Source organism: Phreatobacter sp. (assembly GCF_030691135.1).
GTDB lineage: Bacteria > Pseudomonadota > Alphaproteobacteria > Rhizobiales > Phreatobacteraceae > Phreatobacter.
The window spans coordinates 103,068-127,750 of record NZ_JAUYFA010000058.1 but is presented as its reverse complement, the minus strand read 5'-3'; the positions used below and the strand labels follow the sequence as shown (position 1 = coordinate 127,750).

The 24,683-nt window shown below is 68.0% G+C and carries 23 protein-coding genes and 1 tRNA gene; 14 read left to right on the top strand and 10 right to left on the bottom strand.

The annotated features are described in order from the left end of the window. The 3 genes from uvrA to Q8O26_RS10500 form a co-directional block, all read left to right on the top strand. Nucleotides 1-1,391: excinuclease ABC subunit UvrA (gene uvrA, locus Q8O26_RS10510; RefSeq protein ID WP_305575467.1), on the top strand; the 1,391-nt coding region annotated here is incomplete at its 5' end. Between the two features lie 50 nt (nt 1,392-1,441). Further along, the gene (locus tag Q8O26_RS10505) at nt 1,442-2,719 is read left to right on the top strand and encodes a DUF4010 domain-containing protein (RefSeq protein WP_305575466.1); all 1,278 of its coding nucleotides are present in this window, start codon (nt 1,442-1,444) and stop codon (nt 2,717-2,719) included. 139 nt (nt 2,720-2,858) lie between these two features. Beyond that, nucleotides 2,859-3,023 carry a DUF1127 domain-containing protein gene (locus Q8O26_RS10500; protein ID WP_305575465.1) on the top strand — a complete coding sequence of 55 codons (165 nt, stop codon included), beginning with the start codon at nt 2,859-2,861 and terminating at the stop codon, nt 3,021-3,023. Nucleotides 3,024-3,028: 5 nt separating this feature from the next. Here the strand turns inward: Q8O26_RS10500 and Q8O26_RS10495 are convergent, their stop codons facing one another. The 5 genes from Q8O26_RS10495 to yajC all read right to left on the bottom strand — a co-directional run bounded on the left by Q8O26_RS10495 (nt 3,029) and on the right by yajC (nt 7,292). Continuing rightward, the gene (locus Q8O26_RS10495; protein WP_305575464.1) at nt 3,029-3,901 is read right to left on the bottom strand and encodes a phytoene/squalene synthase family protein; all 873 of its coding nucleotides are present in this window, start codon (nt 3,899-3,901) and stop codon (nt 3,029-3,031) included. A gap of 11 nt (nt 3,902-3,912) precedes the next feature. Next, nucleotides 3,913-4,311 (bottom strand): Mth938-like domain-containing protein, encoded by a 399-nt coding sequence (locus Q8O26_RS10490; protein ID WP_305575463.1) that lies wholly within the window; start codon nt 4,309-4,311, stop codon nt 3,913-3,915. A gap of 1 nt (nt 4,312) precedes the next feature. Then, entirely contained in the window at nt 4,313-5,230 is a 918-nt protein-coding gene (gene secF, locus Q8O26_RS10485; RefSeq protein ID WP_305575462.1) for a protein translocase subunit SecF, read from the bottom strand. Nucleotides 5,231-5,300: 70 nt separating this feature from the next. Next, on the bottom strand, nt 5,301-6,917 hold the full coding sequence (gene secD, locus Q8O26_RS10480) for a protein translocase subunit SecD (protein WP_305575461.1): 1,617 nt from the start codon (nt 6,915-6,917) through the stop codon (nt 5,301-5,303). Between the two features lie 45 nt (nt 6,918-6,962). Continuing rightward, on the bottom strand, nt 6,963-7,292 hold the full coding sequence (gene yajC, locus Q8O26_RS10475) for a preprotein translocase subunit YajC (protein ID WP_305575460.1): 330 nt from the start codon (nt 7,290-7,292) through the stop codon (nt 6,963-6,965). A gap of 221 nt (nt 7,293-7,513) precedes the next feature. On the opposite strand from yajC, the gene Q8O26_RS10470 reads away from it, so the two are divergent. Continuing rightward, entirely contained in the window at nt 7,514-8,389 is an 876-nt protein-coding gene (locus Q8O26_RS10470) for an ATP-binding protein (RefSeq protein ID WP_305575459.1), read from the top strand. A 126-nt stretch (nt 8,390-8,515) separates the two neighbouring features. On the opposite strand, the gene Q8O26_RS10465 is transcribed toward Q8O26_RS10470, so the two are convergent. From Q8O26_RS10465 to Q8O26_RS10445, 5 genes are all read right to left on the bottom strand, one after another. Continuing rightward, nucleotides 8,516-10,126, bottom strand: a complete 1,611-nt coding sequence (locus Q8O26_RS10465; protein ID WP_305575458.1) for a peptidoglycan DD-metalloendopeptidase family protein — start codon at nt 10,124-10,126, stop codon at nt 8,516-8,518. 95 nt (nt 10,127-10,221) lie between these two features. After that, the gene (locus Q8O26_RS10460) at nt 10,222-10,869 is read right to left on the bottom strand and encodes a protein-L-isoaspartate O-methyltransferase (RefSeq protein ID WP_305575457.1); all 648 of its coding nucleotides are present in this window, start codon (nt 10,867-10,869) and stop codon (nt 10,222-10,224) included. A gap of 8 nt (nt 10,870-10,877) precedes the next feature. After that, nucleotides 10,878-11,660: a 5'/3'-nucleotidase SurE gene (gene surE, locus Q8O26_RS10455; RefSeq protein ID WP_305575456.1), complete on the bottom strand. Its 783-nt coding sequence runs from the start codon at nt 11,658-11,660 to the stop codon at nt 10,878-10,880. Next, nucleotides 11,660-12,949, bottom strand: a complete 1,290-nt coding sequence (serS, locus tag Q8O26_RS10450; protein WP_305575455.1) for a serine--tRNA ligase — start codon at nt 12,947-12,949, stop codon at nt 11,660-11,662. Before serS ends, surE begins: the two co-directional genes overlap by 1 nt. A 104-nt stretch (nt 12,950-13,053) precedes the next feature. Then, nucleotides 13,054-13,743, bottom strand: a complete 690-nt coding sequence (locus Q8O26_RS10445; RefSeq protein ID WP_305575454.1) for a DUF1045 domain-containing protein — start codon at nt 13,741-13,743, stop codon at nt 13,054-13,056. 169 nt (nt 13,744-13,912) lie between these two features. Here Q8O26_RS10445 and mnmA point away from each other — a divergent pair, with 169 nt between their 5' ends. The 10 genes from mnmA to Q8O26_RS10395 all read left to right on the top strand — a co-directional run bounded on the left by mnmA (nt 13,913) and on the right by Q8O26_RS10395 (nt 24,676). Next, nucleotides 13,913-15,082: a tRNA 2-thiouridine(34) synthase MnmA gene (gene mnmA, locus Q8O26_RS10440; protein WP_305575453.1), complete on the top strand. Its 1,170-nt coding sequence runs from the start codon at nt 13,913-13,915 to the stop codon at nt 15,080-15,082. Between the two features lie 11 nt (nt 15,083-15,093). Continuing rightward, the gene (locus tag Q8O26_RS10435; RefSeq protein WP_305575452.1) at nt 15,094-15,726 is read left to right on the top strand and encodes a class I SAM-dependent methyltransferase; all 633 of its coding nucleotides are present in this window, start codon (nt 15,094-15,096) and stop codon (nt 15,724-15,726) included. A gap of 28 nt (nt 15,727-15,754) precedes the next feature. Next, nucleotides 15,755-16,402, top strand: a complete 648-nt coding sequence (locus tag Q8O26_RS10430) for a Pr6Pr family membrane protein (RefSeq protein ID WP_305575451.1) — start codon at nt 15,755-15,757, stop codon at nt 16,400-16,402. A 68-nt stretch (nt 16,403-16,470) separates the two neighbouring features. Beyond that, nucleotides 16,471-16,547, top strand: a tRNA-Met gene (locus Q8O26_RS10425). A 567-nt stretch (nt 16,548-17,114) separates the two neighbouring features. Continuing rightward, on the top strand, nt 17,115-17,366 hold the full coding sequence (locus tag Q8O26_RS10420) for an acyl carrier protein (RefSeq protein ID WP_305575450.1): 252 nt from the start codon (nt 17,115-17,117) through the stop codon (nt 17,364-17,366). Between the two features lie 2 nt (nt 17,367-17,368). Further along, nucleotides 17,369-18,562, top strand: a complete 1,194-nt coding sequence (locus tag Q8O26_RS10415) for an acyl-CoA dehydrogenase family protein (protein WP_305575449.1) — start codon at nt 17,369-17,371, stop codon at nt 18,560-18,562. A 3-nt stretch (nt 18,563-18,565) separates the two neighbouring features. Continuing rightward, a complete protein-coding gene (locus Q8O26_RS10410) occupies nt 18,566-19,483 on the top strand; it encodes an amino acid--[acyl-carrier-protein] ligase (protein WP_305575448.1) in 918 nt (305 codons plus the stop codon). 3 nt (nt 19,484-19,486) lie between these two features. Beyond that, on the top strand, nt 19,487-20,500 hold the full coding sequence (locus Q8O26_RS10405; RefSeq protein WP_305575447.1) for a DUF1839 family protein: 1,014 nt from the start codon (nt 19,487-19,489) through the stop codon (nt 20,498-20,500). A 7-nt stretch (nt 20,501-20,507) separates the two neighbouring features. After that, a complete protein-coding gene (locus Q8O26_RS10400) occupies nt 20,508-22,973 on the top strand; it encodes a glycoside hydrolase family 2 protein (protein ID WP_305575446.1) in 2,466 nt (821 codons plus the stop codon). Continuing rightward, nucleotides 22,970-24,676 (top strand): alpha/beta fold hydrolase, encoded by a 1,707-nt coding sequence (locus Q8O26_RS10395; protein WP_305575445.1) that lies wholly within the window; start codon nt 22,970-22,972, stop codon nt 24,674-24,676. The genes Q8O26_RS10400 and Q8O26_RS10395 overlap by 4 nt, the downstream gene beginning before the upstream one ends. Nucleotides 24,677-24,683: the final 7 nt, after the last annotated feature.

The window sequence follows — 24,683 nt, the reverse complement described above, 5'->3', positions numbered from 1 at the left end:
GCGGCGAGAGCCAGCGCATCCGCCTGGCCTCCCAGATCGGCTCCGGCCTGACCGGAGTCCTCTATGTGCTGGACGAGCCGTCGATCGGCCTGCACCAGCGCGACAACGAGCGCCTGCTCGGCACGCTGAAGCGGCTGCGCGACCTCGGCAACACGGTCATCGTCGTCGAGCATGACGAGGACGCCATCCTGCAGGCCGATCACGTGGTCGATGTCGGCCCGGGCGCCGGCATCCATGGCGGGCGGATCGTGGCCGAGGGAACGCCGGCCCAGATCATGGCCAATCCGGCGTCGTTGACCGGCAAGTATCTCACCGGCGAGATGGGCGTCCCGTTGCCGAAGCGCCGCAAGCCGCAGAAGGGGCGCGCGCTGAAGATCGTCGGGGCGCGCGGCAACAACCTCAAGAACGTCACGGTCGACATTCCGCTCGGGCTCTTCACCTGCATCACCGGGGTTTCCGGCGGGGGCAAGTCGACCCTGCTGATCGACACGCTCTATCATGCGGTGGCGCGCAAGCTGAACGGGGCGAGCGAGGCCCCTGCCCCGCATGACCGGATCGAGGGCATCGAGCATCTCGACAAGGTCATCGACATCGACCAGTCGCCGATCGGCCGCACGCCGCGGTCGAACCCGGCCACCTATACCGGTGCCTTCACGCCGATCCGCGAATGGTTCGCCGGCCTGCCGGAAGCAAAGGCGCGCGGCTATGAGCCCGGTCGCTTCTCCTTCAACGTCAAGGGCGGACGCTGCGAGGCCTGCCAGGGCGACGGCGTCATCAAGATCGAGATGCACTTCCTGCCCGACGTCTATGTCACCTGCGACGTGTGCAAGGGCAAGCGCTACAACCGCGAGACCCTGGAGGTCGTCTTCAAGGGCAAGTCGATCGCCGACGTGCTCGACATGACCGTCGACGAGGGCGTCGATTTCTTCAAGGCGGTGCCGCGCGTCCGCGACATCCTCAGGACCCTGTCGGAGGTCGGCCTCGGCTATATCCATGTCGGACAGCAGGCGAACACGCTGTCCGGCGGCGAGGCGCAGCGGGTCAAGCTGTCGAAGGAACTGTCGCGCCGCTCGACGGGTCGCACGCTCTACATTCTCGACGAACCGACAACCGGTCTGCATTTCCACGACGTCGCCAAGCTGCTCGAAGTGCTGCACGAACTGGTCAACCAGGGCAATTCGGTCATCGTCATCGAGCACAATCTCGAGGTCATCAAGACCGCCGACTGGGTCATCGACCTCGGTCCGGAGGGCGGAGACGGCGGCGGCGAGGTGGTCGCCGAAGGCCCGCCGGAACTTATCGCCCGGGAAAAGCGTAGTCACACCGGCAGGTTCCTCTCCGAGGTGCTCGCCCGCAGGCCGCTGAAGATCAAGAGCGAAGCAGCCGAATAGGTGCCGCGCCGTGCCAACCCGGCAGGTGCGGGAGGGGGCATTGGACGACCATGACGGAACTGGAACTCGCGCAGCGGCTCGGCGTCGCCCTGGCCGTCGGCGCGCTGGTCGGAGCCGAACGTCACTGGCGCGAGCGCGGTGAGGACGACGGCCAGCGCACGGCCGGCCTGCGGACCTATACGCTCGTCGGCATGCTCGGCGGCATCGCCGGAGCGCTCGAATTCGCCCTCCGGGGGACCGGCGGAGGGCCCGGCGGCATCGTCGTCGTCGGGGTGTTCGTGGCTTTCGCCGCCGTCTTCTCGTTCTTCCAGTATCAGGAACACAGGAGCGAGAATTCCTACAGCGTCACCTCCGCCGTCGTCGGCATGGTGACCTTCGCCCTCGGCAGCCTGGCGGTGCTCGGAGACATGCGCCTCGCCGGCGCCGCCGGTGTCGTACTGGTCGCGATCCTCGCGGCACGCGAGGCGCTGCATCGTTTCGTCGAGGCGCTGACTTCCGCCGAACTGCGCTCGGCGATCGTGCTGCTCGCCATGACCTTCGTCGTCCTGCCGCTCGTGCCGACCGACAATGTCGGGCCGTTCGGGGGCGTTTCACCGGCGCGGATCTGGACCCTGGCCATCCTCGTCGCGGCCATTTCCTTCGCCGGTTACGTCGCGGTGAAGCTGCTCGGCGAGCGCAACGGTGAGCTCGTGGCCGGCGCCGTCGGAGGTCTCCTGTCGTCCACGGCCACGACCGTCACCAATGCCCGCCGTTCGATCGAGGCCGGTGAAACCGACCGGCTCGTCGCCGGTGCGCTCGGTGCCGGGGTCGTCTCCTACGGGCGCACCGCCCTGCTCGTGCTCGTGCTGGCGCCAGCACTCCTGCCGACCGTCGCCCCCCCGCTCGCCGCTACGGGACTCGTCATGGCAGCGGCGGCCTTCTGGCTGGCGCGGCGCGATGACGAGGGCCATGTCGCGACCGAATCGGCCAATCCGTTCGACCTGAAACAGGTGCTCCAGATGGCGATCCTGCTGACGGCGATCGCCTTCGCGACCCGCGCCGCGGCCGCCTGGTTCGGTGACGCCGGCGCCATCGCCGTGTCCGCGATCACCGGCCTCGCCGACGTGGACGCGCCGGTGATCACGGTCGCCGGCCTGTTCGGCAACGGCCTGTCCGCGGAGGTCGCGTCGATCGCGATGATCGTCGCGGTGACCAGCAACACGGTCGCGAAGGCCGGCTACGCGCTGATGCTCGGCGCATGGCGCTTCGGCGGCATGTTCGCCGGGGCGTCCGCCGTCGCCCTGACGGCGGGCGCCGCCGTGTTCTTTGCCGCCCGGCTCCTCGCCTGATCGCACTTCGTTAATGATCACATGTGCCTATCGCATAGCTGCGGTGCACAATTTCTCATCTCGCAGGTGCAGCATAATGACTATCTAACGGGCAATGGACGCGGGCGGAACCGCCCCGTCAGCCTCAGGAATTCGTGTCATGCTGTATCTTTTCAACGCCCTCGTCGCCCGTATCAAGGCTCAGCTCGTCTATCTGCGCACCCGCGAGGAACTGACGCAGCTCGACGACCGTGCCCTCGCCGACCTCGGCTTCCAGCGCGGCGAGATCGAGTACATCGCCCGTCAGGTCGCCGACGGCCGCTGAGCCCTTCAGCCGCGCCCGAAGCGCCCCGACCAGCGCCACATCGCCCATTGCAACCGCCACTGGGGCACTTCCGGGGGCGGCGCGAAGGGCTCTTCGTGGCGTTCCAGACGCCTGAGGCGCGGCAGGACCGTCGCCAGCGGCACGAAGGCCGCCCGGGTCCGCCGGTCGGCGGTTCGGATCAAAGCCTCCGCTGCCTGCTGGTGCCGGCGCGCCAGGGCGATCATCCCCTGCCGCGCGCGCCGCATGGCAGGCGAGTCCCTGCCCGTCACGACATCGTCGCGGCCCAGCCCCTCGGCGGCCAGCAGTTCGGCGGGGACGAAGACCTGGCCTCGCGACGCATGCAGGGCGAATGACCGCACGAGACCGGTAACGGCATAGGCCATGCCGGCATGGCCGGCGAGATCGGCGGTGCGGGGATCGTCGCCCTCCGCGAGGATCAACGCCGCCATCTGCATCAGCGCGGCACTGGTCTCGCCGCAATAGCCCTCCAGATCGGCCGTCGACGGCATCGGATCGTCGTAGAGATCGAAGACCCGCGCATCGATCAGGTCGATCAGGGGCTTGATCGGGAGATTGTGGCGGCCGACGACGTCGAGCAGCGCGCCCGCCACGGGATGGGCCATGACGTCGCCCCTGCCCTCGCCGGTCAGCACGTCCCGCCACCATTGCAGCCGCACCTCGCCGGGCAAGGGGTCCGAGACACGTTCTCGGACCGAGGCGATCTCGAGATTGAACGCATGGAGCGCCATGAGATCGGCGCGTCTGTCGGCGGGCGCGAAGAGGGCGGCGAGCCAGCGATCCTTGTCGCCCTGCCGCACCATGTCGTCGCAATGGGCATAGGAGGCGGCGAGCGCCGCGGCGGGCGGGAGCGTCGCCATCGGCTTTCCCGTCACCCGACTGCGATCAGGGCGGCGGCCACGCGGCGGTTCTCGCCCAGCATGATGTTGTAGGTGCGCGCGGCGGCGCCCGTCGGCATCACGTCCAGCCCGATCCCCGCTTCGCGAAGCACCCAGCGAATGGCATCGTCGATCGCCCTCGGCTCTGCCCCCGTGCCGAGCAGCAGCACGTCGATGGCGTCGCGCTCGGCGACAACCGTTGCGAAGTCGGCGGGTTTGAAGCCCGCGCCCTCCTCGACCGGCCAGGCGTGGACGCCCGACGGCAGGGCGAGGATCGAGCCGCGGTGGCTCATCTCGGCGAAGCGGAAGCCGCCACGCCCATAGGCGTCGATGGCGAAGCGTCCGGGAACGAAACCCTCGTGCAGAACCTGAAGCGGTTCTCCTCGCGGCACGTCACACCTTGGCCTTGCCCGACGCGCCGTCACCATCCTCGCCGGCGTCGGAACGGACGGCGCCGAAGCCGCCCTCGCGCAGGCCGAGATAGATCAGAATCGGCGCGGCGATGAAGATCGACGAATAGGTGCCGACGATGACGCCGACCAGCATCGAGGCGGTGAAGCCCTGGATGACCTCGCCGCCGAAGAAGAACAGGCCGAGCAGTGCGAGGAAGGTCGTCGTCGCGGTGATGGTGGTGCGCGACAGGGTGGAATTGATCGCGATGTCGAGCAGTTCGGCGACGGGCATCCGTTTGTGTTTTCGCATCATCTCCCGGATGCGGTCGAAGACGACGACCGTGTCGTTGAGGGAATAGCCGATGATGGTCAGGACGGAGGCGATCGATGTGATGTCGAAGTCGGCTTGGGTGAAGACATAGAACGCGATGATCGCCATGACGTCGTGCAGCGTCGCGATCATGGCACCGACGGCGAACTGCCATTCGAACCGGATCCAGAGATAGATCAGCACCGCGAGGATGGAGAGGATGACGCCGACGACGGACATCTGCACCAGCTCGGCGGAGACGGTCGGACCCACCACCTCGGTGCGCCGCACCTCGAAATCGGCGTCGATCAGCGCACGCACGCGCCGTAGAGCCGCCTGTTGGCCGGGCTCGCCGCCGGGCTGTTCGCCGTAGCGCAGCATCACGAGATTGGGGCCGCCGAACTCCTGCAACTGGACATCACCGACATTGGCGCCCTGCAGCCGGGTGCGCAGCTCGGAAATGTTGGCATTGCCCTGTTTGGTCTGAAGTTCGACCAGCGTGCCGCCCTTGAAGTCGATGCCGATATTCAGACCGATGGTCAGAAAGCCGATGATGGTGGCGATCGAGATCAGGGCCGACAGCCCAAAGGCGAACGGCCGAAATTTCATGAATGGGACGGAAGTATCGTCCGGAATCAGTCTCAGCAGGCGCACGGCGGAACTCTCCCAGTCGCCCGGATCACATCGGAATCCGTGCCGGCTTGAACACGCGCAGCCAGATGACGACCAGATAGCGTGTGAAGGTGATGGCGGTAAACATCGTGGTGATGATGCCGAGGCCGAGGGTCAGCGCAAATCCCTTCACCGGACCCGTCCCGAGATAGAACAGGATGATGGAGGTCAGCAACTGCGTGATGTTGGCGTCCATGATCGTGCCCATCGCCTTGGTGAAACCGCCGTCGATGGAGGCGATGACACTGCGGCCCGAACGCACCTCCTCGCGGATGCGTTCGAAGATGAGCACGTTCGAATCCACCGCCATGCCCACGGTCAGCACGATGCCGGCGATCCCCGGCAGCGTCAGCGTCGCGCCGAGCAGGCTGAGGAGCCCGAACATCATCACCACGTTGACGATGACCGCGAGGTTGGCGAACAGGCCGAAGAGGCCGTAGGTCGCGAAGATATAGATCAGCACGAAGATCGAGCCGATGATGGCGGCCTGTGTGCCCGATGTAATGGAATCCTGGCCGAGGGACGCGCCGACGGTGCGTTCCTCCACGACAGTGAGCGGCGCGGGCAGCGCACCGGCGCGCAGCAGCAGGGCCAGATTGGCCGAACTCTCAGCCGTGAACCGGCCGGAAATCTGGCCGGAGCCGCCGAGAATCGGCTCGCGGATTACGGGTGCCGAAACGACCTTGTTGTCGAGGATGATGGCGAAGGGCCGGTTGACGTTCTCGGTGGTCGCCTGGGCGAATTTGCGGCCGCCGGAGGAATTGAAGCGGAAGTTCACCACCCATTCGGCCTGCTGGGCGTTGAAGGCGGCCTGCGCATCCACGAGCTCCTCACCCGAGACGATGATACGCCGCTGGATGACATAGGGAACCTGCTGGACGACGCGGTTCCCTTCCTTGACCTCCTCGTAGAGGATGACGCTGTCGGCCGGGGGGCGCCCGGCAAGCGCCTGCTCCGGCGTGACAGACTGATCGACCATGCGGAATTCGAGCTTGGCGGTCTGGCCAATGATGGCCTTCAGCCGCTGCGGGTCGCGCTCGCCGGGAACCTGCAACAGGATCCGGTCGATGCCCTGGCGCTGGATGACCGGTTCGGTGGTGCCGAGCTGGTCGATGCGCCGGCGCACCACCTCGATGGATTGAGTGACGGCGCGCGAAATCTTGTCGCGCGTACCGGCATCGGTCGCCGCGACCACAAAACTGTCGCCCTGACGGGAGACCTCGAAATCATACTGGCCGGAGGTCGAGAACGCGCCACCGATCAACTGCGGGAGCTTCCGCAACTCGGTCAGGGCGAGCTCGTTGTTCTGGCCCTCGCGCAGGCGAACCACAACGGAATTGCCCTGGAAACCGAGGTTCTGAACCTGCAGACGTGAGTCGCGGAGCACGCGGCGCACATCGTCGCGCAGGTTCTCCAGCATGGAGCGGCGAACCTCGTCCGAATCGACCTGCAGCATCAGATGGACGCCGCCCTGGAGGTCCAGGCCCAGCGTCATGTGCGTGCGCAGAGCCCGCGGGAGCTTGTCCACCCAGGATTGCGGCATGACGTTCGGCACCGCCAGCAGCATGGTGGCGAACACGGCCATCAGAATCAGTGTCGCCTTCCAGCGCGTGAAGCTCAGCATCGGTCAGTTATCCTCGGAGGCCGGCCGCTGGCGCGGCCTGATGCGTCACTTCTCGTCGGCGGGTTCGCTCTTGGAGCGGAGGTCGGAGACGAACTGCTTGGCAGCGCGAATCCGCACATTATCAGCTATCTCAAGCTCGATGGTCGTATCGTCGATCACCTTGGTGATGCGACCGATCACTCCCCCTGACAGCGTCACCTGGTCGCCGCGGCGCAGGTTCCCGATCATTTCCTGGTGCGTCTTCACCTTGCGCTGCTGGGGGCGCAGAATCAGGAAATACATGATGATGAAGATCAGAATGAAGGGCAGCATCGACATCAGGATGTCGTTGGTGCCGCCCGCACCGGTCTGAGCGTAGGCCGGGGTGATGAACATGAGAGATCCTCTTGGGGAGTTCCGACCGCGGAAGCGCGACGGGACGGGATTTTGGCGCGGACTATAGCCAGCAAGGCGTCGATTGCAACGACGCCGTCGCGCGAGCCACGACCTGAGGGCGAGCAGCCATGTAAGCCCTGCGTGACTTTCTTTCCAGTGGTCTCATTGCCTCATGTGCGGGGCTGGTGCATGGGACGGAAAATCACGCCGGAGAAACGCCGTTGTCCGATCCTCTTACCCTCGATGCGCTGCACCGGATCGCAGCCGCGCTGGAGCGGCTCGCACCGCCCGCCGCGAAGGCCGCTGACCTCACGGCGGCCGACGCCTTCGTGTGGAACCCGCTCGGTCCCCGGCTCGATCCGGTGGCGCGGGTGAACCGCGTCGAGATGGTGCTGTTGCGCGGCATCGACCGGGCACGCGACACGCTGATCGAGAACACCCGCCGCTTCACCGAAGGCTTGCCGGCCAACAACGCCCTGCTCTGGGGAGCCCGCGGCATGGGCAAGTCGTCACTGGTCAAGGCAGCGCACGCGACCGTCAACGCCGACCTGGCGAAGGCCGGGCACAGCGCCATCCTGAAACTCGTCGAGATTCACCGCGAGGATATCGAGAGCCTGCCGCAACTGATGGCCATGGTGCGCGGCAGCACCTACCGCTTCATCGTCTTCTGCGACGACCTGTCCTTCGACCACGACGATACGTCCTACAAGTCGCTGAAGGCGGTGCTCGAAGGCGGCATCGAGGGGCGGCCTGACAACGTCATCTTCTATGCGACGTCGAACCGCCGCCACCTGCTGCCGCGCGACATGATGGAGAACGAGCGTTCGACCTCCATCAATCCGGGCGAAGCCGTCGAGGAAAAGGTCTCGCTGTCGGACCGATTCGGCCTCTGGCTCGGTTTCCACAAATGCAGCCAGGATGAGTATCTCGCCATGGTCTCGGGCTATGCGGAACATTTCGGGCTGACGACGGACGCCGACCAGTTGCGTGCGGAAGCCCTCGAATGGGCCACCACCCGCGGCTCGCGCTCCGGACGGGTGGCCTGGCAGTTCGTGCAGGACCATGCGGGACGATCAGGCCTGCGGCTCGAGGCGTGACGCCTCTGAAAAGGGTTGGGGCGACACTGCCGTGCCGCCCCGAAAAGACCGGTCCCTTTGGAGGTCGCAGGAGAGGACCGATCGACTACCCGGCCCCGGCCTCGTGCCGGGGAATTGCGAGGAACCTCAGTTGGCTCCGAGGAAGGCCATGGGATCGACCGGCGTCGCTCCGCGGCGGATCTCGAAGTGGAGCTGCGGCGACGACACGTTGCCGGTCTGGCCCGCGGCGGCGATGGTCTGGCCGCGCCGGACCTGTTCGCCGCGCCTGACAGCGATCGTCGAATTGTGCGCATAGGCGGTCACGAAGCCGTTCGCATGGCGCACCAGGACAAGGTTGCCGTAGCCACGGAGCTCGTTGCCAGCATAGGCGACGACGCCATCCTCGGCCGCCTTGATCGGCGTGCCCTGAGGCACCGACAGTTTGATGCCGTCGTTCGATCCGGCCCGGAAGCCGCTGACGACACGGCCACGCACGGGCCAGCGGAACTGCGGCTCGGCGGAAGCGGCACGTGCCGGCGCCTCGCTGGCGGCCGGCGCCTCGGCGACGATCGGTGCGGGAGCCGGCGCTACCGGCTGAGCCGCAGGCTGCGGCTGAACCGGAGAGATCGCCGCGGTCGGCCGCGGATCGGCCTGCCGACCAGCGGGCGTCGCCTGGGCCTCGGCCACGGCCCGCTGCGCCTGCTCGCGCCGGGCGGCGGGGGTGGGTGCAACAGTCGGGGCCGCGGGAGATGATGTCTGGGCGGCAGGCGCAGCGACGGCGACCTGCGTGACGGCGGGCACTCGCAGAACCTGACCGGTCCGCAGCGACTGCGACACTTCGATCCGGTTGGCGGTGGCCAGTTGCTGGCGCGTCACGCCATAGCGGCGCGCGACACCGGCGAGGGTTTCGCCGGAGGTGACCGTATGGCTCCCGGGGCGGGCGTTGGTGGTCGGGCGCACCGTCGAAACGGGCTGGGCGACGGACGGCCGCGAGGCCGGCGCCGGGGCAGCGGCCGCCGGCGGCGAGCCGGACTGCCAGCTCAACCGTGTCCCCGAGGCGGGTGCGACGGCGGTTTCAGTGCGCTGGGGAGGAAGGTTGATCGCCTGTGTCTGCACGCGGCGCGGCTGCTCGGTCGCCGCAGACTGACGCACGAGGTCGGTCGATGCGCGCACAGGCGCCGCAACGGCAGCGGGCTGTGACGCCGAAGCCATCGAGTAGGTGGGAATGACGACACTCTGGCCGGCCGAGAAGGGCTGGTTGCCGGCGATGCCGTTGGCCTGGGCGATGGCGCCGGCGGGAACGCCGTAGCGGCGCGACAGGAGGTCGGGCGTGTCGCCCGGTGCTGCCGTGATCGTCGTACCGCCGGCCGCCGACCAGGCGCCACGGCCGGGTGCGGTCGGCGCCGCAGCCATCTGCCGGACTGCCGGCGTCGGGGGATTGGCGGAGCCGAAGGGCTGGCGCGGCGTCACGGTTCCCGTGGTCAGCCCCGCATCGGCTCCCTGGCCAAAGGGCGCTCCGCCCTGCGAATTGCCGGACGGCGGGGCGGTGACGGCGAAGTCGCGTGCGGGAAGCGGCTGCGATTCGACCCGCGCGACGGGCGCGGCCTCGACCTGTCGGGGCGGCGCGCTGGCGACCTGTCGCGACGTGAAGGGGTTTTCGTCGAACCGCGCGACGTCCGCGCTGCAGGCAGCACCGAGGCTGGAAACCGCGATGACGAGGACGAACCGGGAAAGACCGGGGAACGCTCGATGACGCATGGCTACTCTCACGCGGTACGCAACAAGTGACACCCTGATTTATGACCTGTTCAGGTTAAGGTTCGGTTGTCGGGCCGCGATAACTTTCCGGAAAATCAGAGCCTGCGCGCCACGCCATGGACGGCGGGATCGATCTGGGCGACCGCGAAGGCGGTGCGGGCCGCCTGGGAATCCGCCTTGCCGGTCCGGACGATGACCCCGGCCGTCAGCGGCGCCACCATCACGCCGTCGGGGGCGAGCTGGGACAGGAGATGCGGCGGCGGATCGGACACGGCGCAGGTGAGGATGATCCGGTCAAAGGGCGCGCGCTGGGCATGCCCCTCGAAGCCGTCGCCGAAGATGGTCTCGACCATGTCGTAGCCGAGCGCCCGCAGGCGAAGATGGGCCGCGTCGGCGAGGGTCCGCCAGCGCTCGACGGTGACGACGCTGGCGGCAAGCCGGCCGAGGATCGCCGCCGCATAGCCCGAACCCGTGCCGATGTGGAGGACGCGATGGTCGGGCGCGACGTCGAGCGCGTCGAGCATGGTCGCAAGCAGCGTCGGACGCAGGATCGACTGGCCCATGGCGATCGGCAGGGCGACATCCTCGTCGGCGAGGGAAAAGTGGCGCTCGTCGAGAAAAGGCACCCGCGGCACCTGCTCCATCGCCTTGAGGACACGGCGGTCCGACAGGCCGGACTGGCGCAGCATGAGGACGAATTCAGCGGCGGCCAGGAAATGCTCCGGTCCGGGCGCCGCGTTCATCGTCGGCCTCAGGTGCCGGGAGCGCGATCGCCGGCGAAGACCGCGGCGAGGCGCGTCATCGTCGGTTCGTCGGTCATGTTGATCTCGAGCGGCGTGACCGAGACATAACCCTCGGACATGGCCCACAGATCGGTGCCGTTCTCGATCCGGTGGCGGTTGCGGACGAAGGCGATCCAATAATAGGGGTTGCCGCGGCCGTCGTGGCGCGGATCGATGGTCAGGATTTCCTGGTCGCGCCGGCCCTGGGCCGTCACCTGGATGCCGCGGACCTGATCGGGACTGCGGTTGGGGAAGTTGACGTTGATCAGCGAACCCGGCCGCAATCCCTCCGCGAGGATGGTGCGGATGATGCCGGGCGCATGGGCCTCGGCGGTCTCGTACGGGACGGTGTTGCGGCTCTCGGGCCCATAGGCCTGGGACAGCGCGACCGAGGGAATGCCGAGGATGGTCCCTTCCATGGCCCCTGCGATCGTCCCGGAATAGCCGACGTCCTCGGCGACGTTCTGGCCACGGTTGACGCCGGAAATGACCAGGTCGGGCCCCTCCCCCGCCAGGATGTGCTTCACCGCCATGATGACGCAGTCGGTGGGCGTGCCGCGCACGGCATAGCGTTGCTCGCCGACCTCGCGCAGGCGCAGGGGATCGTTCAGCGACAGCGAATGCGAGACACCGGACTGGTCGGTCTCCGGCGCCACGACCCAGACGTCGTCCGACAGGGTGCGGGCGATCCTCTCGGCAGAGACAAGGCCGGGAGCGTGGATGCCGTCGTCATTGGTGACCAGGATGCGCATCAGGCTTTCTCGATGAGGGTGAGGCCGCCCATATAGGGCTGGAGGACGGCAGGAACCGCAATCCCCCCGCCCGCCTGCTGATAGGTTTCCATGACCGCGATCAGCGCCCGGCCGACAGCCGTCCCGGAGCCGTTCAGCGTGTTGACGAACTGCGGTGCCGGCTGCCTGCTGTCGGTCGCCTTTGGCCGATAGCGGGCATTCATCCGCCGGGCCTGGAAATCGCCGCAGACCGAGCAGGAGGAGATCTCGCGGAAGGCCTTCTGGCCCGGCAGCCAGACCTCGATGTCGTAGGTCTTGCGCGCCGCAAAGCCCATGTCGCCGGAGCAGAGGGTCACCACCCGGTAATGCAGGTCGAGACGCTTCAGCACCTCCTCGGCGCAGGCGAGCATGCGCTCGTGCTCGTCGATCGCCTGTTCCGGCGCGGTGATCGAGACGAGTTCCACCTTCAGGAACTGGTGCTGGCGCAGCATGCCGCGCGTGTCGCGGCCGGCGGCGCCGGCTTCCGAGCGGAAGCACTGGGTGGCTGCGGTCAACCGCAGCGGCAGCACGTCCTCGGCGACGATCTCCTGGGCGACGATGTTGGTCAGCGTCACCTCGGCGGTCGGCGTGAGCCACAGGCCCTCGCGCGTGACGAACATGTCGTCCGCTGCCTTCGGCAACTGGCCGGTGCCATAGACGGCCGCGTCCTTCACCAGGACCGGCGGATTGATTTCGGTATAGCCGTGGGTGTCGGTGTGCAGGTCCAGCATGAACTGGGCGAGGGCCCGCTCCATGCGCGCCAGGTGCTTCTTCAGGAGAACGAAGCGCGCGCCGGAGAGTTTCGCGGCGGTCTCGAAATCCATCTGGCCGAGAGCTTCGCCGAGTTCGAAATGCTCCCTGGCATTGTCGATCTGCCGCCGCGCGCCGAAACGGTGATGCTCGACATTAGCGGTCTCGTCCGGACCGACGGGCACGTCCGCCAGCGGCAGGTTCGGGATGATCTCGAGAGCGGCGGTGAGATCGGCGCTGGCCGCCTTTTCCGCAACCTCGGCCTCCGCCATGCGGTCCTTCAAGGCGGCGACCTCGGCCTTCAGGGCATCGGCGCGGGCCGTGTCCTTCTGGCCCATGGCCTGACCGATCTCCTTGGAGGCGGCGTTGCGGCGCTCCTGGGCGGCCTGCAGCGTCGAGACCGCCGCTTTCCGGGCGTCGTCCAGGGCGATCAGGGAGGTGGACAGTGCGGCGAGCCCACGGGCGGCGAGGCCGGCGTCGAAGGCCTCCGGATTGTCCCTGATCCAGCGAATGTCGTGCATGGTCGTCTCGCAGTCTGCGCGTGGCGGATTCTCGGCCGAAACCACCGTGCAAGCGGCTTAAGCGAGCGCCATCTCCAAGGCAAGCGCAGGCCGGTGCCGCCGCGTCAGGCCTCGAAGGGAAAGCGGGCGAGGATGCTGAACCGCTCGGCCCTGTCGCGCTGACGGAACAGACAGAGCGCGTCGACCGCCAGCGGCGCGGCGATGGCACGATGATGCTCCGCAAGGGCAGCGGCGACCTGCTCGCGCCGTGGTTCCTCGAGGCGGCCGGTCAGCGTCATGTGAAACCGGAAATCGGCGAAGACATGGGGATAGCCCCAGGCCTCGAGCTGGGCGATCTGCCGATCCGACAGCGCCGAACGCATCCGCCGGGCGCGGTCGGCATCGGTGAGCGGCGCCCGGAAGGCGTCGAACTCGCGTACGCAGTCGGCAGCGAGCGCATCAAGCGGTTCGGCATTGCCGTCCGGGACGAGCGCGACGAAGGCGCCGAGGAGCGAGACTTTCAGCTGCTGGACCATGAAGGCCTGCCGCCTTTCGGCGAAGAGCATGGCAGCCTCGATGAGATCGGCTTCCCGTGCCCCCTCGGCGAGGGCGAAAGGCGCCTTCAACGTGCCGTGGAAGCCATAGAGGCGCGGATCCTCGGTCATCGCCGGCCAGTCGGCCGCGTCGAAGGGCGCGCCCTCGGGAAAGGGCCGCTCGATGGCCGCAGCGGCATCATAGCCGATGACGGCGGAGCCGAACCGCCAGAGAGGCGTATCGGGCGCGGGAGCGGCGTAGAGGGCATAGCGGGCGGTCATGGGCAGGTGTTAGCGGGCCGGAGTGACCGGCTCAAGACCCCCGCCGCGGGCGCCCGCCACGAAGACGCTGGAACTGGCCCTGCATCAATCTGGCTGGGCACACGAGCGAATGCTTTGCGGCGGCGGCGGCGCAGCCTATATATCGCGTTCAGACGAGAACCGCCGCCGGATGCTGAACAGCCTCGACATCGACAAGTCCCCCGCCGCGACCCGCGTCGTCGTCGCCATGTCCGGCGGCGTCGATTCCTCGGTCGTCGCCGGCCTAATCGCCGAGCAGGGCTACGATGTCGTCGGCGTGACGCTGCAGCTCTACGACCATGGCGCGGCGATCCATCGCAAGGGTGCCTGCTGCGCCGGCCAGGACATCCATGACGCCCGCCGCGTCGCCGAGAGCCTCGGCATTCCCCACTACGTCCTCGACTACGAGGAGCGGTTCAAGAAGGCGGTGATCGACCGCTTCGCCCAGTCCTATGCGGATGGCGAGACGCCGATCCCCTGCATCGACTGCAACCGCCATGTGAAGTTCACCGATCTGCTCGAAACGGCGCGCGATCTCGGCGCCGATGCCCTGGCGACGGGCCATTACGTCTCGAGCCGTCCCGGAGCGCATGGCCGGCGGGCGCTCTACCAGCCGGTCGATGCCGACCGCGACCAGAGCTATTTCCTCTTCGCCACGACACCGGACCAGCTCAACCTGCTGCGCTTCCCGCTCGGAACCATGACCAAACCCGAAACCCGCGAGCATGCGCGCCGTTTCGGTCTGGCCATCGCCGACAAGGCCGACAGCCAGGACATCTGCTTCGTGCCCACCGGGCGCTACACGTCCATCGTCGAGAAGCTGAAGCCCGAGGCGGCGGAATCCGGCGACATCGTCCATGTCGACGGACGGGTGCTCGGCCGCCACGAGGGCGTCATGCGCTTCACGGTGGGCCAGCGGCGCGGCATCGGCATCGCCGCGCAGGAGCCGCTCTATGTCGTCGGCCTCGATGCAGGACGACGGCATGTGATCGTCGGCCCGCGCGAGGCCCTCGCCATCCATGCCGTGACCCTGCGCGACTTCAACTGGCTCGGCGACGCGGCACTCGCCGAGGGCGAGACGGTCGCCTGTTTCGCCAAGGTACGGTCCACGAGGCCGCCGCGACCGGCGCGGCTGCGCATGGTCGACGGCGAGGTCGAGATCGAACTCCTCGACGGCGAGGACGGCGTGGCCCCCGGCCAGGCCTGTGTGCTCTATGATGGCGCCGGCGGCATGGCGCGGGTGCTCGGTGGCGGCATCATCCGCCGTCGCCCGGCGGCAGAGACGCGGCGCCACGAGGCCACGCTGCAGGCCATGATCTGACCGGAGTTTCCATGCAAGCCGCCGAACTCGACGCCCAGTCCATCCAGAAGGCCTATGCGCGTTGGGCGCCGATCTACGATCCGATCTTCGGGCGCATCACCACGACCGGCCGCAAGGCTGCGGTGGCGGCGGCGTCCCGGGTCGGCGGGCGTATTCTGGAGGTCGGCGTCGGCACCGGGATCGCGCTTCCGGACTATGGCGCGAACTGCCGTGTCATCGGGCTCGACCTGTCCTTCGACATGTTGCGCATCGCCCGCAAGCGCGTCGACGAGGGGCTGACCAATGTCGAGGGCATTCTGCAGATGGATGCCGGCAGGCTCGCCTTCGGTGATGCCAGCTTCGACTGTGTCGTCGCGATGTACCTGATCACCGTGGTGCCGGATCCGGAAGGCGTGATGGCCGAGCTGAACCGCGTCTGCAAGCCCGGCGGCGAGGTCATCCTCGTCAACCATTTCGCCGCCGAGGGCGGCCTGCGGGCCTGGATCGAGAAGGCCGCCGCGCCTTTCGGCGACAAGCTGGGCTGGCACCCCGACTTCTCGTTCGACCGCGTCATGGGTCAGAAGGACCTGACGATGGTCGAGAAGAAGCCGGCCGGGTTCGGCGGGCTGTTTACGCAGGTGCGCTTCAAGAAGGCCGCGGCCTGACGGCGTCGCCCCGGATGCGAGGACGGCCATGACGCTTTCGGCCACCCCGGCACAGGCCCTCGCCGGACTGTCCGCGGCACTCGGCTGGTGCGCCCTCGCCCTGCAACTCGCCCTCAGCATCGGCGCCAGCCTGGCAGCGGGCGGATCGGTCGCCGGTGCGATCCTCGACTATTTCAGCTTCTTCACCATTCTGACCAACATTATCGTGGCCTGCCTGATGACGGTCATGGCTGCCGGACGGTCGATCGCGGCGGCGCTCCACGGCGCCGCGACGCTCTACATCACCGTCGTGGCGCTGATCTATTGGCTCGTGCTGAGGCCGACCGGGGATCCCGAGGGCTGGCAGAGGGTCGCCGATTCCCTGCTCCACGGCGTGGTTCCGGCGCTCGCTCTGGTGATGTGGCTCGGCTTTGCACCTAGAGGTGCCCTGAAACGCGCCGATCTGCCGGCATGGCTGATCTATCCGCTGACCTTCTTCGCCTATGCGATGGCCCGCGGGGCCGTCGACGGCTGGTACCCCTACCCTTTCCTCGATGCCGGGCGGTTCGGCTACCGGACGGTGCTGCAGAACGCCGTCGTGGTCACGGCGGTCTTCGCGGCCCTGGCCGTGACACTCGTCTGGCTCGACGGGTATCTGGCGCGCCGCGGCGGCAAAACCCCGTCCGGGTCACCTTGACACCCCTTCGGCCCGGACCTTATATCCGCGCTCTCGCGAGACGGTTCGCCGGATCGCATGCCCTTTGGGGCGGGGTAGCTCAGTTGGTGAGAGCGCAGGATTCATAACCCTGAGGTCGGCAGTTCGACTCTGCCTCCCGCTACCAAAAGGCCGTCACGGCTTCGATGCTCCCCATCCGTGGGACGCGGCCCACCCTGCCCTCTCCTGTTTCCCAAGCCCGGCGTCCACGCGTCAGCATTGTCGGTCGGCTCTCGCCCGCCGACTTCACGGTTGCGGCCTCGCCGGTTTGCCGTGTCGAGACTTGGCGGTCTGCGTCGGCACGCCACCGGGCGCCGTTCGCCTGCCCTCTCCGGCCGCGCTCCCGCAATGCAACCGTTTTGGCACAGCCTATCCTTACGGCTTCGTTAAACACCCGTATCGCCAGAACCGAAATGACCTCGCTGCCGGCCCGTGAAGTCGCCATTAGCGGCGAATTCCATCAATTCCGGTCGCTTTCTCAACGGCGCCGTTCTTGCTGCGTATCGGTCAACACCGTCGTCATGTCCCGATGGGAAACAGCGCCGGACCAGCCCCGCAGCGGGGCAGTCCGTTTCAACCCCATCCGGAAGGACCAAGGCGGTTAACGCTATCGGTAATCATCCGTTGATTGCCTCGGTCAAATGCAACACAACCGGTCCCGGGAACGGGGATCGGCTCGAAGGAGCGATCCGAAATGAACGTCAAGATCCGAGATATCATCGCCAAGACGGTTGAACTGCCGGGCGGCGTCACTGACCTCGTCGACACGAGCGATCTCTACGAGGCCGGAATGACCTCGTTCGGATCGGTGCAGCTCATGCTGGCGCTCGAAGAGGCGTTCGACGTGGAGTTCCCCGAGCGGATGCTGAACCGCCGGCTGTTCTCCTCCATCGCCACGATCCGCGCCGCTCTCGAAGAGCTGCGTTCCGAGAATGTCGGGGGCTGATCATGCTCGACAGGTCGGAACCCCGGAGCGTGCCGCAGGGCACCGATTTCACCGCACGCGCCAAGCAGGTCGCGAAGGTGGCGGCATCCCACGCGGATGCGGTCGACCGTGACGGACGCTTTCCCCGCGAGGCGGTGGCCGCCATGCGTGAGGCGCGCCTGCTCGGCATGATGATTCCGACCCATCTCGGCGGCGAAGGCGCCGATTTCGCCGACGTCGCCCGGGTTTGCACCACGCTGGGAGCCGCCTGTTCGGCGTCCGGCATGGTCTTCGCCATGCACCAGATCAAAACGTCGAGCCTGGTCCATCACGGGCTGGACAGCGACTGGCACCGCGACTTCATGGTCCGCCTCGCCGCGGAACAGTTGCTCCTCGGCTCGGCGACGACCGAGGGCGGCATCGGCGGCGACCTGCGCAATTCGATCTGCTCCATCGTGCCCGAGGGCGACATGGTGCGGCTGGAGAAGGACGCGACCGTCATTTCCTACGGGCTCGATGCCGACGCAATCCTGGCGACCGCCCGCCGCGCACCGGATGCCGCGTCCTCCGACCAGGTCATGGTCGTCATCGAGAAGGCACAGGCGAGCCTCGAGCAGACCTCAGTCTGGAACACGCTCGGCATGCGTGGCACCACCTCGCACGGCTTCAAGCTGGCTGCCACCGTGCCGGCCGCGCAGGTCTTCCCGAAGCCCTTCGCCGAGATCGCGGCCCAGTCCATGCTGGCGAGCTCGCATCTGTTCTGGGCCTCGCTGTGGTTCGGCATCGCCGGTTCGGCCCTGTCGAAGGCACAGGCGAGCGTGCGCGCCGCCGCTCGCCGCATGCCGAACGCTGTGCCGCCGGGCGCCGCCCGTCTCGCCGCCGCGGCCGCTGAACTCGCGGCTCTGAAGACCATCGTCCGCGACGGCATCGCCCGCTTCGAGGTGGCGCGCCATGACGAGGCGGCGATCAATTCCATGGCCTTCGCCGTCGCCATGAATGCGGTGAAGATCGAGGCCTCGCGCCGCGCCGTCGCCATCGTCCAGGAGGCGCTGACCATCGTCGGCATCCAGGGCTACAAGAACGACAATCCCTTCTCCATCGGCCGCCAGCTGCGCGACATCCTGTCGGCGCCGCTGATGATCGCCAATGACCGAATCCTCGCCAACACCGCGACCATGCTCCTCATGTCGCGTCTCGACACCGATCTGGAGGACTGAGACATGCTCGCCAAGACCGAGACCGCGACGTTCCTCGACGAACTCTTCGACCAGGGCCTGCTCATCGATACCGGCGTCGACGGCCTCTATGGCCGCTCCGGCCTGTTCGAGGCCATCGGCGACGGGTTCCAGGCGCTGGTCACCCGCTATGGCGGTGCCGACGACCCGGAAGTGGTGCGTTTTCCGCCTGCCATGTCGCGCTCGATCTTCGAGAAGTCCGGCTACATGAAGAGCTTCCCCCAGCTCGCCGGCACGGTCCACTGCTTCTGCGGCAACCCGGCCGACCATGTCAGCCTGCTGCAGACCATCGAGCAGGGCGGCGACTGGACCGAAGGGCAGAAGGCGAGCGAGATCGTGCTGACGCCCGCCGCCTGCTACCCGCTCTACCCGACGGCGGCGAAGCGCGGCACCCTGCCCGCCGAGGGGCGGCTTTTCGACCTGATGTCCTACTGCTTCCGCCACGAGCCCTCGAAGGACCCGGCGCGCCAGCAGTTTTTCCGGATGCGCGAATTCGTCCGCATGGGCACGCCGGACCAGGTCACCGAGTTCCGCGCCGCCTGGCTGGAGCGCGGCCAGGCGATGATCGGCGAACTCGGCCTGCCCTTCATGGTCGACGTCGCCAACGATCCCTTCTTCGGCCGTGCCGGCAAGATGCTCGCCGTCAACCAGCGCGACCAGCGCCTGAAATTCGAGCTCCTCATCGCCATCGAAAGCGAGGAGAACCCGACCGCCTGCCTGTCGTTCAACTACCACCAGGATCACTTCGGCAAGACCTTCGGCCTGACGACGGCGGGCGACGAGGTCGCGCATACGGCCTGCGTCGGCTTCGGTCACGAGCGGGTCATCCTCGCCCTGCTGAAGCACTACGGCACCAACGTGAAGCGCTGGCCGGCCTCGGTGCGCCAGTCGCTGGGGATTTGAACCATGGCAGCGATCTTTCCCCAGCTCTCGGCGGCGACCTACCGGCGCCATGGCCTGCATGATGCCGGCCGGGCCTGGCCGGAAACCAACTGCCACACCGATCTCTTCATCGAGCTCCTGCACACGCTCGGCCGCGAGCCGGCGGCAGCTCTCGGCATGACCCTCGCGCAGGATTTCGAGGGGGACCAGTTCACCTTCTTCAAGATCCCGAACGGCGACCTCGACGGGCTGTTCGGGCTCGACCTGCAGGAACTGTCGATCTACCGGCCACTGGTCGACCACCTCGAGGAGCAGGTCGCCCGCGGCCGTATCGTGCTGGTCGAGGTCGACGCGCATTTCCTGCCCGACACCCAAGGCGTGACCTACCGCACCGACCATTCCAAGACGACGATCGCGGTGAACAGCTTCGACCGTACGACGTCGAGCCTCGGCTATTTCCACAATGCCGGCTATTTCGAGATGGAGGGGGCCGATGTCGAGCATCTCCTCGGCTTTGGCGCCGTGCCGACGCCGCTCCTGCCGCCCTATACGGAATTCGTGAAGGTTGTCGGGCCGGGCTTGTCGGGCCGGGCTCTGAAGGATGCCGCACTGGCACGCCTCGCCTCGCATTGGGCCCGCCGGCCCGCGCGCAACCCGGTACTCGCCTATCGCGCGGCGATGCAGCGCCATCTTGACTGGCTGGCGACGCAGCCGGCCAGTTCGTTCCACCCCTACGCCTTCAACACCGCCCGCCAGTTCGGCGCCAATATCGCCTTGCTGGGCGACCATCTCGCCTGGCTCCGCGGCCAGGGTGTCGCCGGCCTCGACGACGCCGTGGCGGCGTGCGAGGCGATGGCGAACGGCATGAAGACCTTCCAGTTCCTCCTTGCCCGCGCCCTGGCGCGCAAGAAGACCGACGCGCTCGCCGCCGCCCTCGACGAGACCGCAGGGCAGTACGACCGGCTCATGGCGGAACTGGCCGAAGCCCTGCGCTTTCCCATGGCAGAAACCCGGACGCTCATCCGGGCGGCCTCCTGAGGCTCCGATGGATCCGATCCGCAGCGAAAAGGACGACGACCTCGTCCCGCTCGATGCGGGCTGGATGCTGGCCATCATGGAGCCGGGGGCCGCGGGCTCGCCGGCCGAGGCTGATTCACGCGGCGACTGGATCGCGGCTCAGGTGCCCGGGACGGCGGAAGCAGCGCTGATCGCTGCCGGCCGCCTCGTGCGCGGCACGCCGTCGGGCCTGCACGACCGGGACGTCTGGTATCGCTGCGGCTTCCATGCGGAAGGGCCGGCGACGCTCTGTTTCGAAGGCCTCGCCGGGCACGCCGACATCTTCCTCGACGATGAGATGGTGCTCGAGGCACGCTCGATGTTCGAGGCTCGCTCCTGCGACATCACCGCAACCGGCCGCCACCGGCTCGCCATCCGGTTCCTCGCGCTCAACCCCATCCTCGCCGCGGCCAAGGGCCCGCGGCAACGCTGGCGGCCGCAGATGATCCAGCCGGGGTCGCTGCGGCTGGTGCGCACCACGCCGCTCGGCCATATGCCGGGCTGGTCGCCCGATGTCGCGATCGTCGGACCCTGGCAATCGGTGACGCTGAGCCGTCACAATGACGGTCCCCGCCCGGTCGATCTCGCACTCGCGGCGCGCCTCGACGGCACCGAGGGCGTGCTCGATGTCTCCCTGTGTTTCGACGCTTCCCCTGCCGCGCCGGTCGAGATCCTCTGCGGCGGCCACGCCCAGACGCTCTATCCCGGCACCGACGGCCGTCTCACCGCAAGGCTGGTGCTGCCGGGTGTCGCCCCCTGGTGGCCTCACACCCATGGCGAGCCGACGCTCTACCCGGTGCACCTGCGCATCGGCGGGTGGCTGCTCGATTGTGGATCGGTGGGCTTCCGCTCCCTCGCCCTCGACCGCGGCCCAGACGGCAAGGGCTTTGCACTCATCGTCAACGGCGAACGGGTCTTCTGCCGCGGCGCGTCGTGGATGCCGCCCGATCCGGTCTCCCCGGGCGGCGCCGATCCGCTTCCCCTGCTGACGCTGGCGCGCGATGCCGGCATGAACATGATCCGCATTTCCGGTACCGCGACGCCGGAGAGCCGCGCCTTCCACGTCGCCTGCGACGCGCTCGGTATCCTCGTTTGGCACGACCTGCCCTTCGCCAATTTCGACTATCCCGGCGATGATCCCGCCTTCCGGACCGCTGTCGAGGCCGAAACCCGGTCGCTCCTCGGCCGGCTGCAGGCATCGCCCTCGCTGGCCGTGGTCTGCGGCGGCAGCGAGATCGCCCAGCAGGCGACGATGCTCGGCCTGAGGCCGGACCAGGCGGCCATGCCGCTGTTCGAGGAGGTGCTGGCAGCGGTCTCCGCCGTCGTCGCGCCGCAGGCGGTCTACGTGCCGCACACGCCCTGGGGCGGCCCCCTGCCCTTCGTCACCGACGAGGGCGTCACCCACTATTTCGGCGTCGGGGCCTATTGCCGTCCGATCGAGGATGCCCGCCGCGCCGATGTCCGCTTCGCCTCGGAATGCCTCGCCTTCGCCAATGTCCCGGCGCCGGCGACGCTGGCGCGGGAAGGCCTCGCCTCGCCGCAGGAGGCCGGCTGGAAGGACGGCGTGCCGCGCGATGCCGGTGCGTCCTGGGATTTCGAGGATGTGCGCGACCATTATGTCCGCACCCTTTTCGCCGTCGATCCCGTGACGCTGCGACGCGAGGATCCGGACCGCTACCTCGCCCTCGGCCGGGCCGCGCCCGCCGAACTGATGGAAGCCGTCTTCGCCGAATGGCGCCGCGCCGGCTCGCGCTGCGGCGGCGGTCTCGTCTGGTTCCTCAACGACATGAAGCCGGGGGCCGGCTGGGGCGTGGTCGACCGGCTCGGGCAGCCGAAAACCACATGGCACGCGTTGAAGCGCGCCTTCCGGCCGATCCATCTCGGCATCACTGACGAGGGACTCAACGGGCTCGGCATCCACCTCACCAACGAGACGGTATCGGCGAAGCGCGTGCGGCTGACGCTGGCGACCTATGGCGAGGGTCCGCATCCGCTCGTTCGTGCCGAGAAGGACATGGCACTCGCGCCGCGCTCGCAGACGAGCTTGTCCAGTTTCACGCTGGCCGGCCGGTTCTTCGACATGGCCCATGCCTATCGCTTCGGCCCCCTTGCCCACGACGCGACATTGGCCCGCCTGGTCGATCCCGACACCGGCGACCTCCTGGCGGAAGCCTGCCACTGTGTCGCCGGCCGCGCCGCCACACCCCGCGACATCGGTCTATCGGTGCGCCCGGTGATCCAGGATGGCGCTCCCGCCGTTTCCATCACGACCGAGCGGCTGGCTCGCTTCGTCACCGTCGACGATGCCGGTTTTCGTGCAGCCGACCAGGGGTTCAGCCTGGCGCCGGGCGAAACGCGTGTCGTTTCGCTCATCGGTGGCCATGATGACGCCGCCCCGCGGGGCGTCGTTGCGGCGCTCAACAGTTATCCAGTCCCCTACGAGGTCCCAGCATGATCCCCATCACGTTCAACGGCCTGATGGGCAAACTGCATCTGCCTGACGAGGGCCGCAGGTCCGGTGTCGGCGTCGTCATCGTGCCGCCGCACGGTGTCGAGGCGCTGGCGGCGACGAAGACGCTGCGCCGAATGGCGGAGGCCCTGGCCGAGGCCGGCCATGCCGCCCTGCGCTTCGATCTCCCGGGAACGGCCGATTCCCTCGGCGTCGATACGGATCCCGATCGCATCGCCGCCTGGGTCGCCGCGACCGGCGACGCGGCGACCGTCCTGGCGCGTCATGCGAGCGTCGGCGGGGTCGTCTATGCGGGTCTGCGCTTCGGTGCCACCATCGCCGCGATGGCGGCAGGGGATCGCTCCGGCCTCGCCGGGCTGATCCTGCTCGATCCCGTCGTGAAGGGCCGGCTCTACGCACGCGAACTGGCCATGACGGCCAGGGCTCTCGCCGAAGCGTCACGGCTCGATCCGGATGAGACCGCGACGGAAGCGGGCCTGTCGATCGCCGGGCTGACGACCTCGGTCGAAACGCTGGAGTCGATGCGCGGCATTGACCTGCAGCGGCTCGCGGTGCCTGCAGCGCCGGTTCTGCTGCTCTCGCGCAAGAGCAGCGCCGATGCGCGCCTGCTCGCCGGCGCCTGGGCCGCCGGTGACGTCACGGCCGCCGAGGTCCGGGGTTTCGAGGCGATCTCGCTCAGCCCGACCACGGCCGCTACCCCTGCGGATGTCCTGGCCGACACGGTCGCGTGGGTGAACGGGCTTGCCGGCAAGGTCGCCGACGCGCTCCCGCCCCCTGCCCTGGCCCTGCTCGCCGGACCGCACTTCACCGAGGAAGCGCTGGTCTTCGGTGAGGAGCTGGGTCTGTTCGGCGTGCTCTGCGAGCCCGAAACGGCTGCGCCGGGCCGCCCGGTTCTGCTGATCGTCAATGCCGGCCGCAATTCCCATGTCGGCTGGGCCCGGTCCGGCGTGCAGCTCGCGCGCGAACTGGCGGACCAGGGGATCGCATCGCTGCGGATGGACCTGGCCGGAATCGGCGATGCGGGCGACCGCGCCGGCAGCCCCGACAGTCTCGACAGCGTCCTCTACAACAAGGCCAACGAGCCTCAGGTCAGCGTTGCGATCGACCTGCTCGTCGGCCGCGGTTATGGAAACGTGACGCTGCTCGGCGCCTGCAGCGGCGCCTATCTGGCGCTCCAGCAGGCGACGCGCGACGAAAGGATCGGCGGCCTCATCATCGTCAATATACAGCGTTTCGTCTGGCGTCCGGGCGAAACCGTCGAGGAAGCGATCGCATCGGCCTATCCGCTGGCGGCGAGCTATGCCGCGAAGGTGTTCGAGGCGCGCGCCTGGCGACGGCTGCTGACCGGCGAGCGCAAGGTCGGCCCACTGATCCATGCCTTCGGCAAGCGTGCGACCGACCGTCTCAGGGCGCTGCGACCGAGCGACGGAACCAGGCAGGCGCGTGCGATCATGCGCCGGCTCAGTGAAAGGCGCGTCTCCGTCGACATCATCTTCAGCGAGAACGATGCGGGGCTCAGCGACTTGGCTCTGCATTTCGGCTCCGGCGGGCGTTGGCTGGCCGGCCAGGACAATGTCCAGTTGACGATCCTGCCGCAGGCCGACCACGACCTGACACCTCCTGCGGCCCGGGACATCCTGATCGCCCGGGCAGCGGCCATTGCCAAGCGCAGCAAGACCCCGTCCTGAGCAGCCG

Excerpts from the sequence above, each read along its gene's own strand:
- Q8O26_RS10420 (WP_305575450.1), top strand. The coding sequence starts at position 17,115 with ATGAACGTCAAGATCCGAGATATCATCGCCAAGACGGTTGAACTGCCG.
- mnmA (WP_305575453.1), top strand. The coding sequence starts at position 13,913 with ATGCTGAACAGCCTCGACATCGACAAGTCCCCCGCCGCGACCCGCGTC.
- Q8O26_RS10415 (WP_305575449.1), top strand. The coding sequence starts at position 17,369 with ATGCTCGACAGGTCGGAACCCCGGAGCGTGCCGCAGGGCACCGATTTC.
- surE (WP_305575456.1), bottom strand. The coding sequence starts at position 11,660 with ATGCGCATCCTGGTCACCAATGACGACGGCATCCACGCTCCCGGCCTT.
- Q8O26_RS10495 (WP_305575464.1), bottom strand. The coding sequence starts at position 3,901 with ATGGCGACGCTCCCGCCCGCCGCGGCGCTCGCCGCCTCCTATGCCCAT.
- Q8O26_RS10410 (WP_305575448.1), top strand. The coding sequence starts at position 18,566 with ATGCTCGCCAAGACCGAGACCGCGACGTTCCTCGACGAACTCTTCGAC.
- serS (WP_305575455.1), bottom strand. The coding sequence starts at position 12,949 with ATGCACGACATTCGCTGGATCAGGGACAATCCGGAGGCCTTCGACGCC.
- yajC (WP_305575460.1), bottom strand. The coding sequence starts at position 7,292 with ATGTTCATCACCCCGGCCTACGCTCAGACCGGTGCGGGCGGCACCAAC.
- Q8O26_RS10430 (WP_305575451.1), top strand. The coding sequence starts at position 15,755 with ATGACGCTTTCGGCCACCCCGGCACAGGCCCTCGCCGGACTGTCCGCG.
- Q8O26_RS10435 (WP_305575452.1), top strand. The coding sequence starts at position 15,094 with ATGCAAGCCGCCGAACTCGACGCCCAGTCCATCCAGAAGGCCTATGCG.
- Q8O26_RS10400 (WP_305575446.1), top strand. The coding sequence starts at position 20,508 with ATGGATCCGATCCGCAGCGAAAAGGACGACGACCTCGTCCCGCTCGAT.
- Q8O26_RS10505 (WP_305575466.1), top strand. The coding sequence starts at position 1,442 with ATGACGGAACTGGAACTCGCGCAGCGGCTCGGCGTCGCCCTGGCCGTC.
- secD (WP_305575461.1), bottom strand. The coding sequence starts at position 6,917 with ATGCTGAGCTTCACGCGCTGGAAGGCGACACTGATTCTGATGGCCGTG.
- Q8O26_RS10395 (WP_305575445.1), top strand. The coding sequence starts at position 22,970 with ATGATCCCCATCACGTTCAACGGCCTGATGGGCAAACTGCATCTGCCT.
- Q8O26_RS10500 (WP_305575465.1), top strand. The coding sequence starts at position 2,859 with ATGCTGTATCTTTTCAACGCCCTCGTCGCCCGTATCAAGGCTCAGCTC.
- Q8O26_RS10465 (WP_305575458.1), bottom strand. The coding sequence starts at position 10,126 with ATGCGTCATCGAGCGTTCCCCGGTCTTTCCCGGTTCGTCCTCGTCATC.
- Q8O26_RS10460 (WP_305575457.1), bottom strand. The coding sequence starts at position 10,869 with ATGAACGCGGCGCCCGGACCGGAGCATTTCCTGGCCGCCGCTGAATTC.
- Q8O26_RS10445 (WP_305575454.1), bottom strand. The coding sequence starts at position 13,743 with ATGACCGCCCGCTATGCCCTCTACGCCGCTCCCGCGCCCGATACGCCT.
- secF (WP_305575462.1), bottom strand. The coding sequence starts at position 5,230 with ATGAAATTTCGGCCGTTCGCCTTTGGGCTGTCGGCCCTGATCTCGATC.
- Q8O26_RS10405 (WP_305575447.1), top strand. The coding sequence starts at position 19,487 with ATGGCAGCGATCTTTCCCCAGCTCTCGGCGGCGACCTACCGGCGCCAT.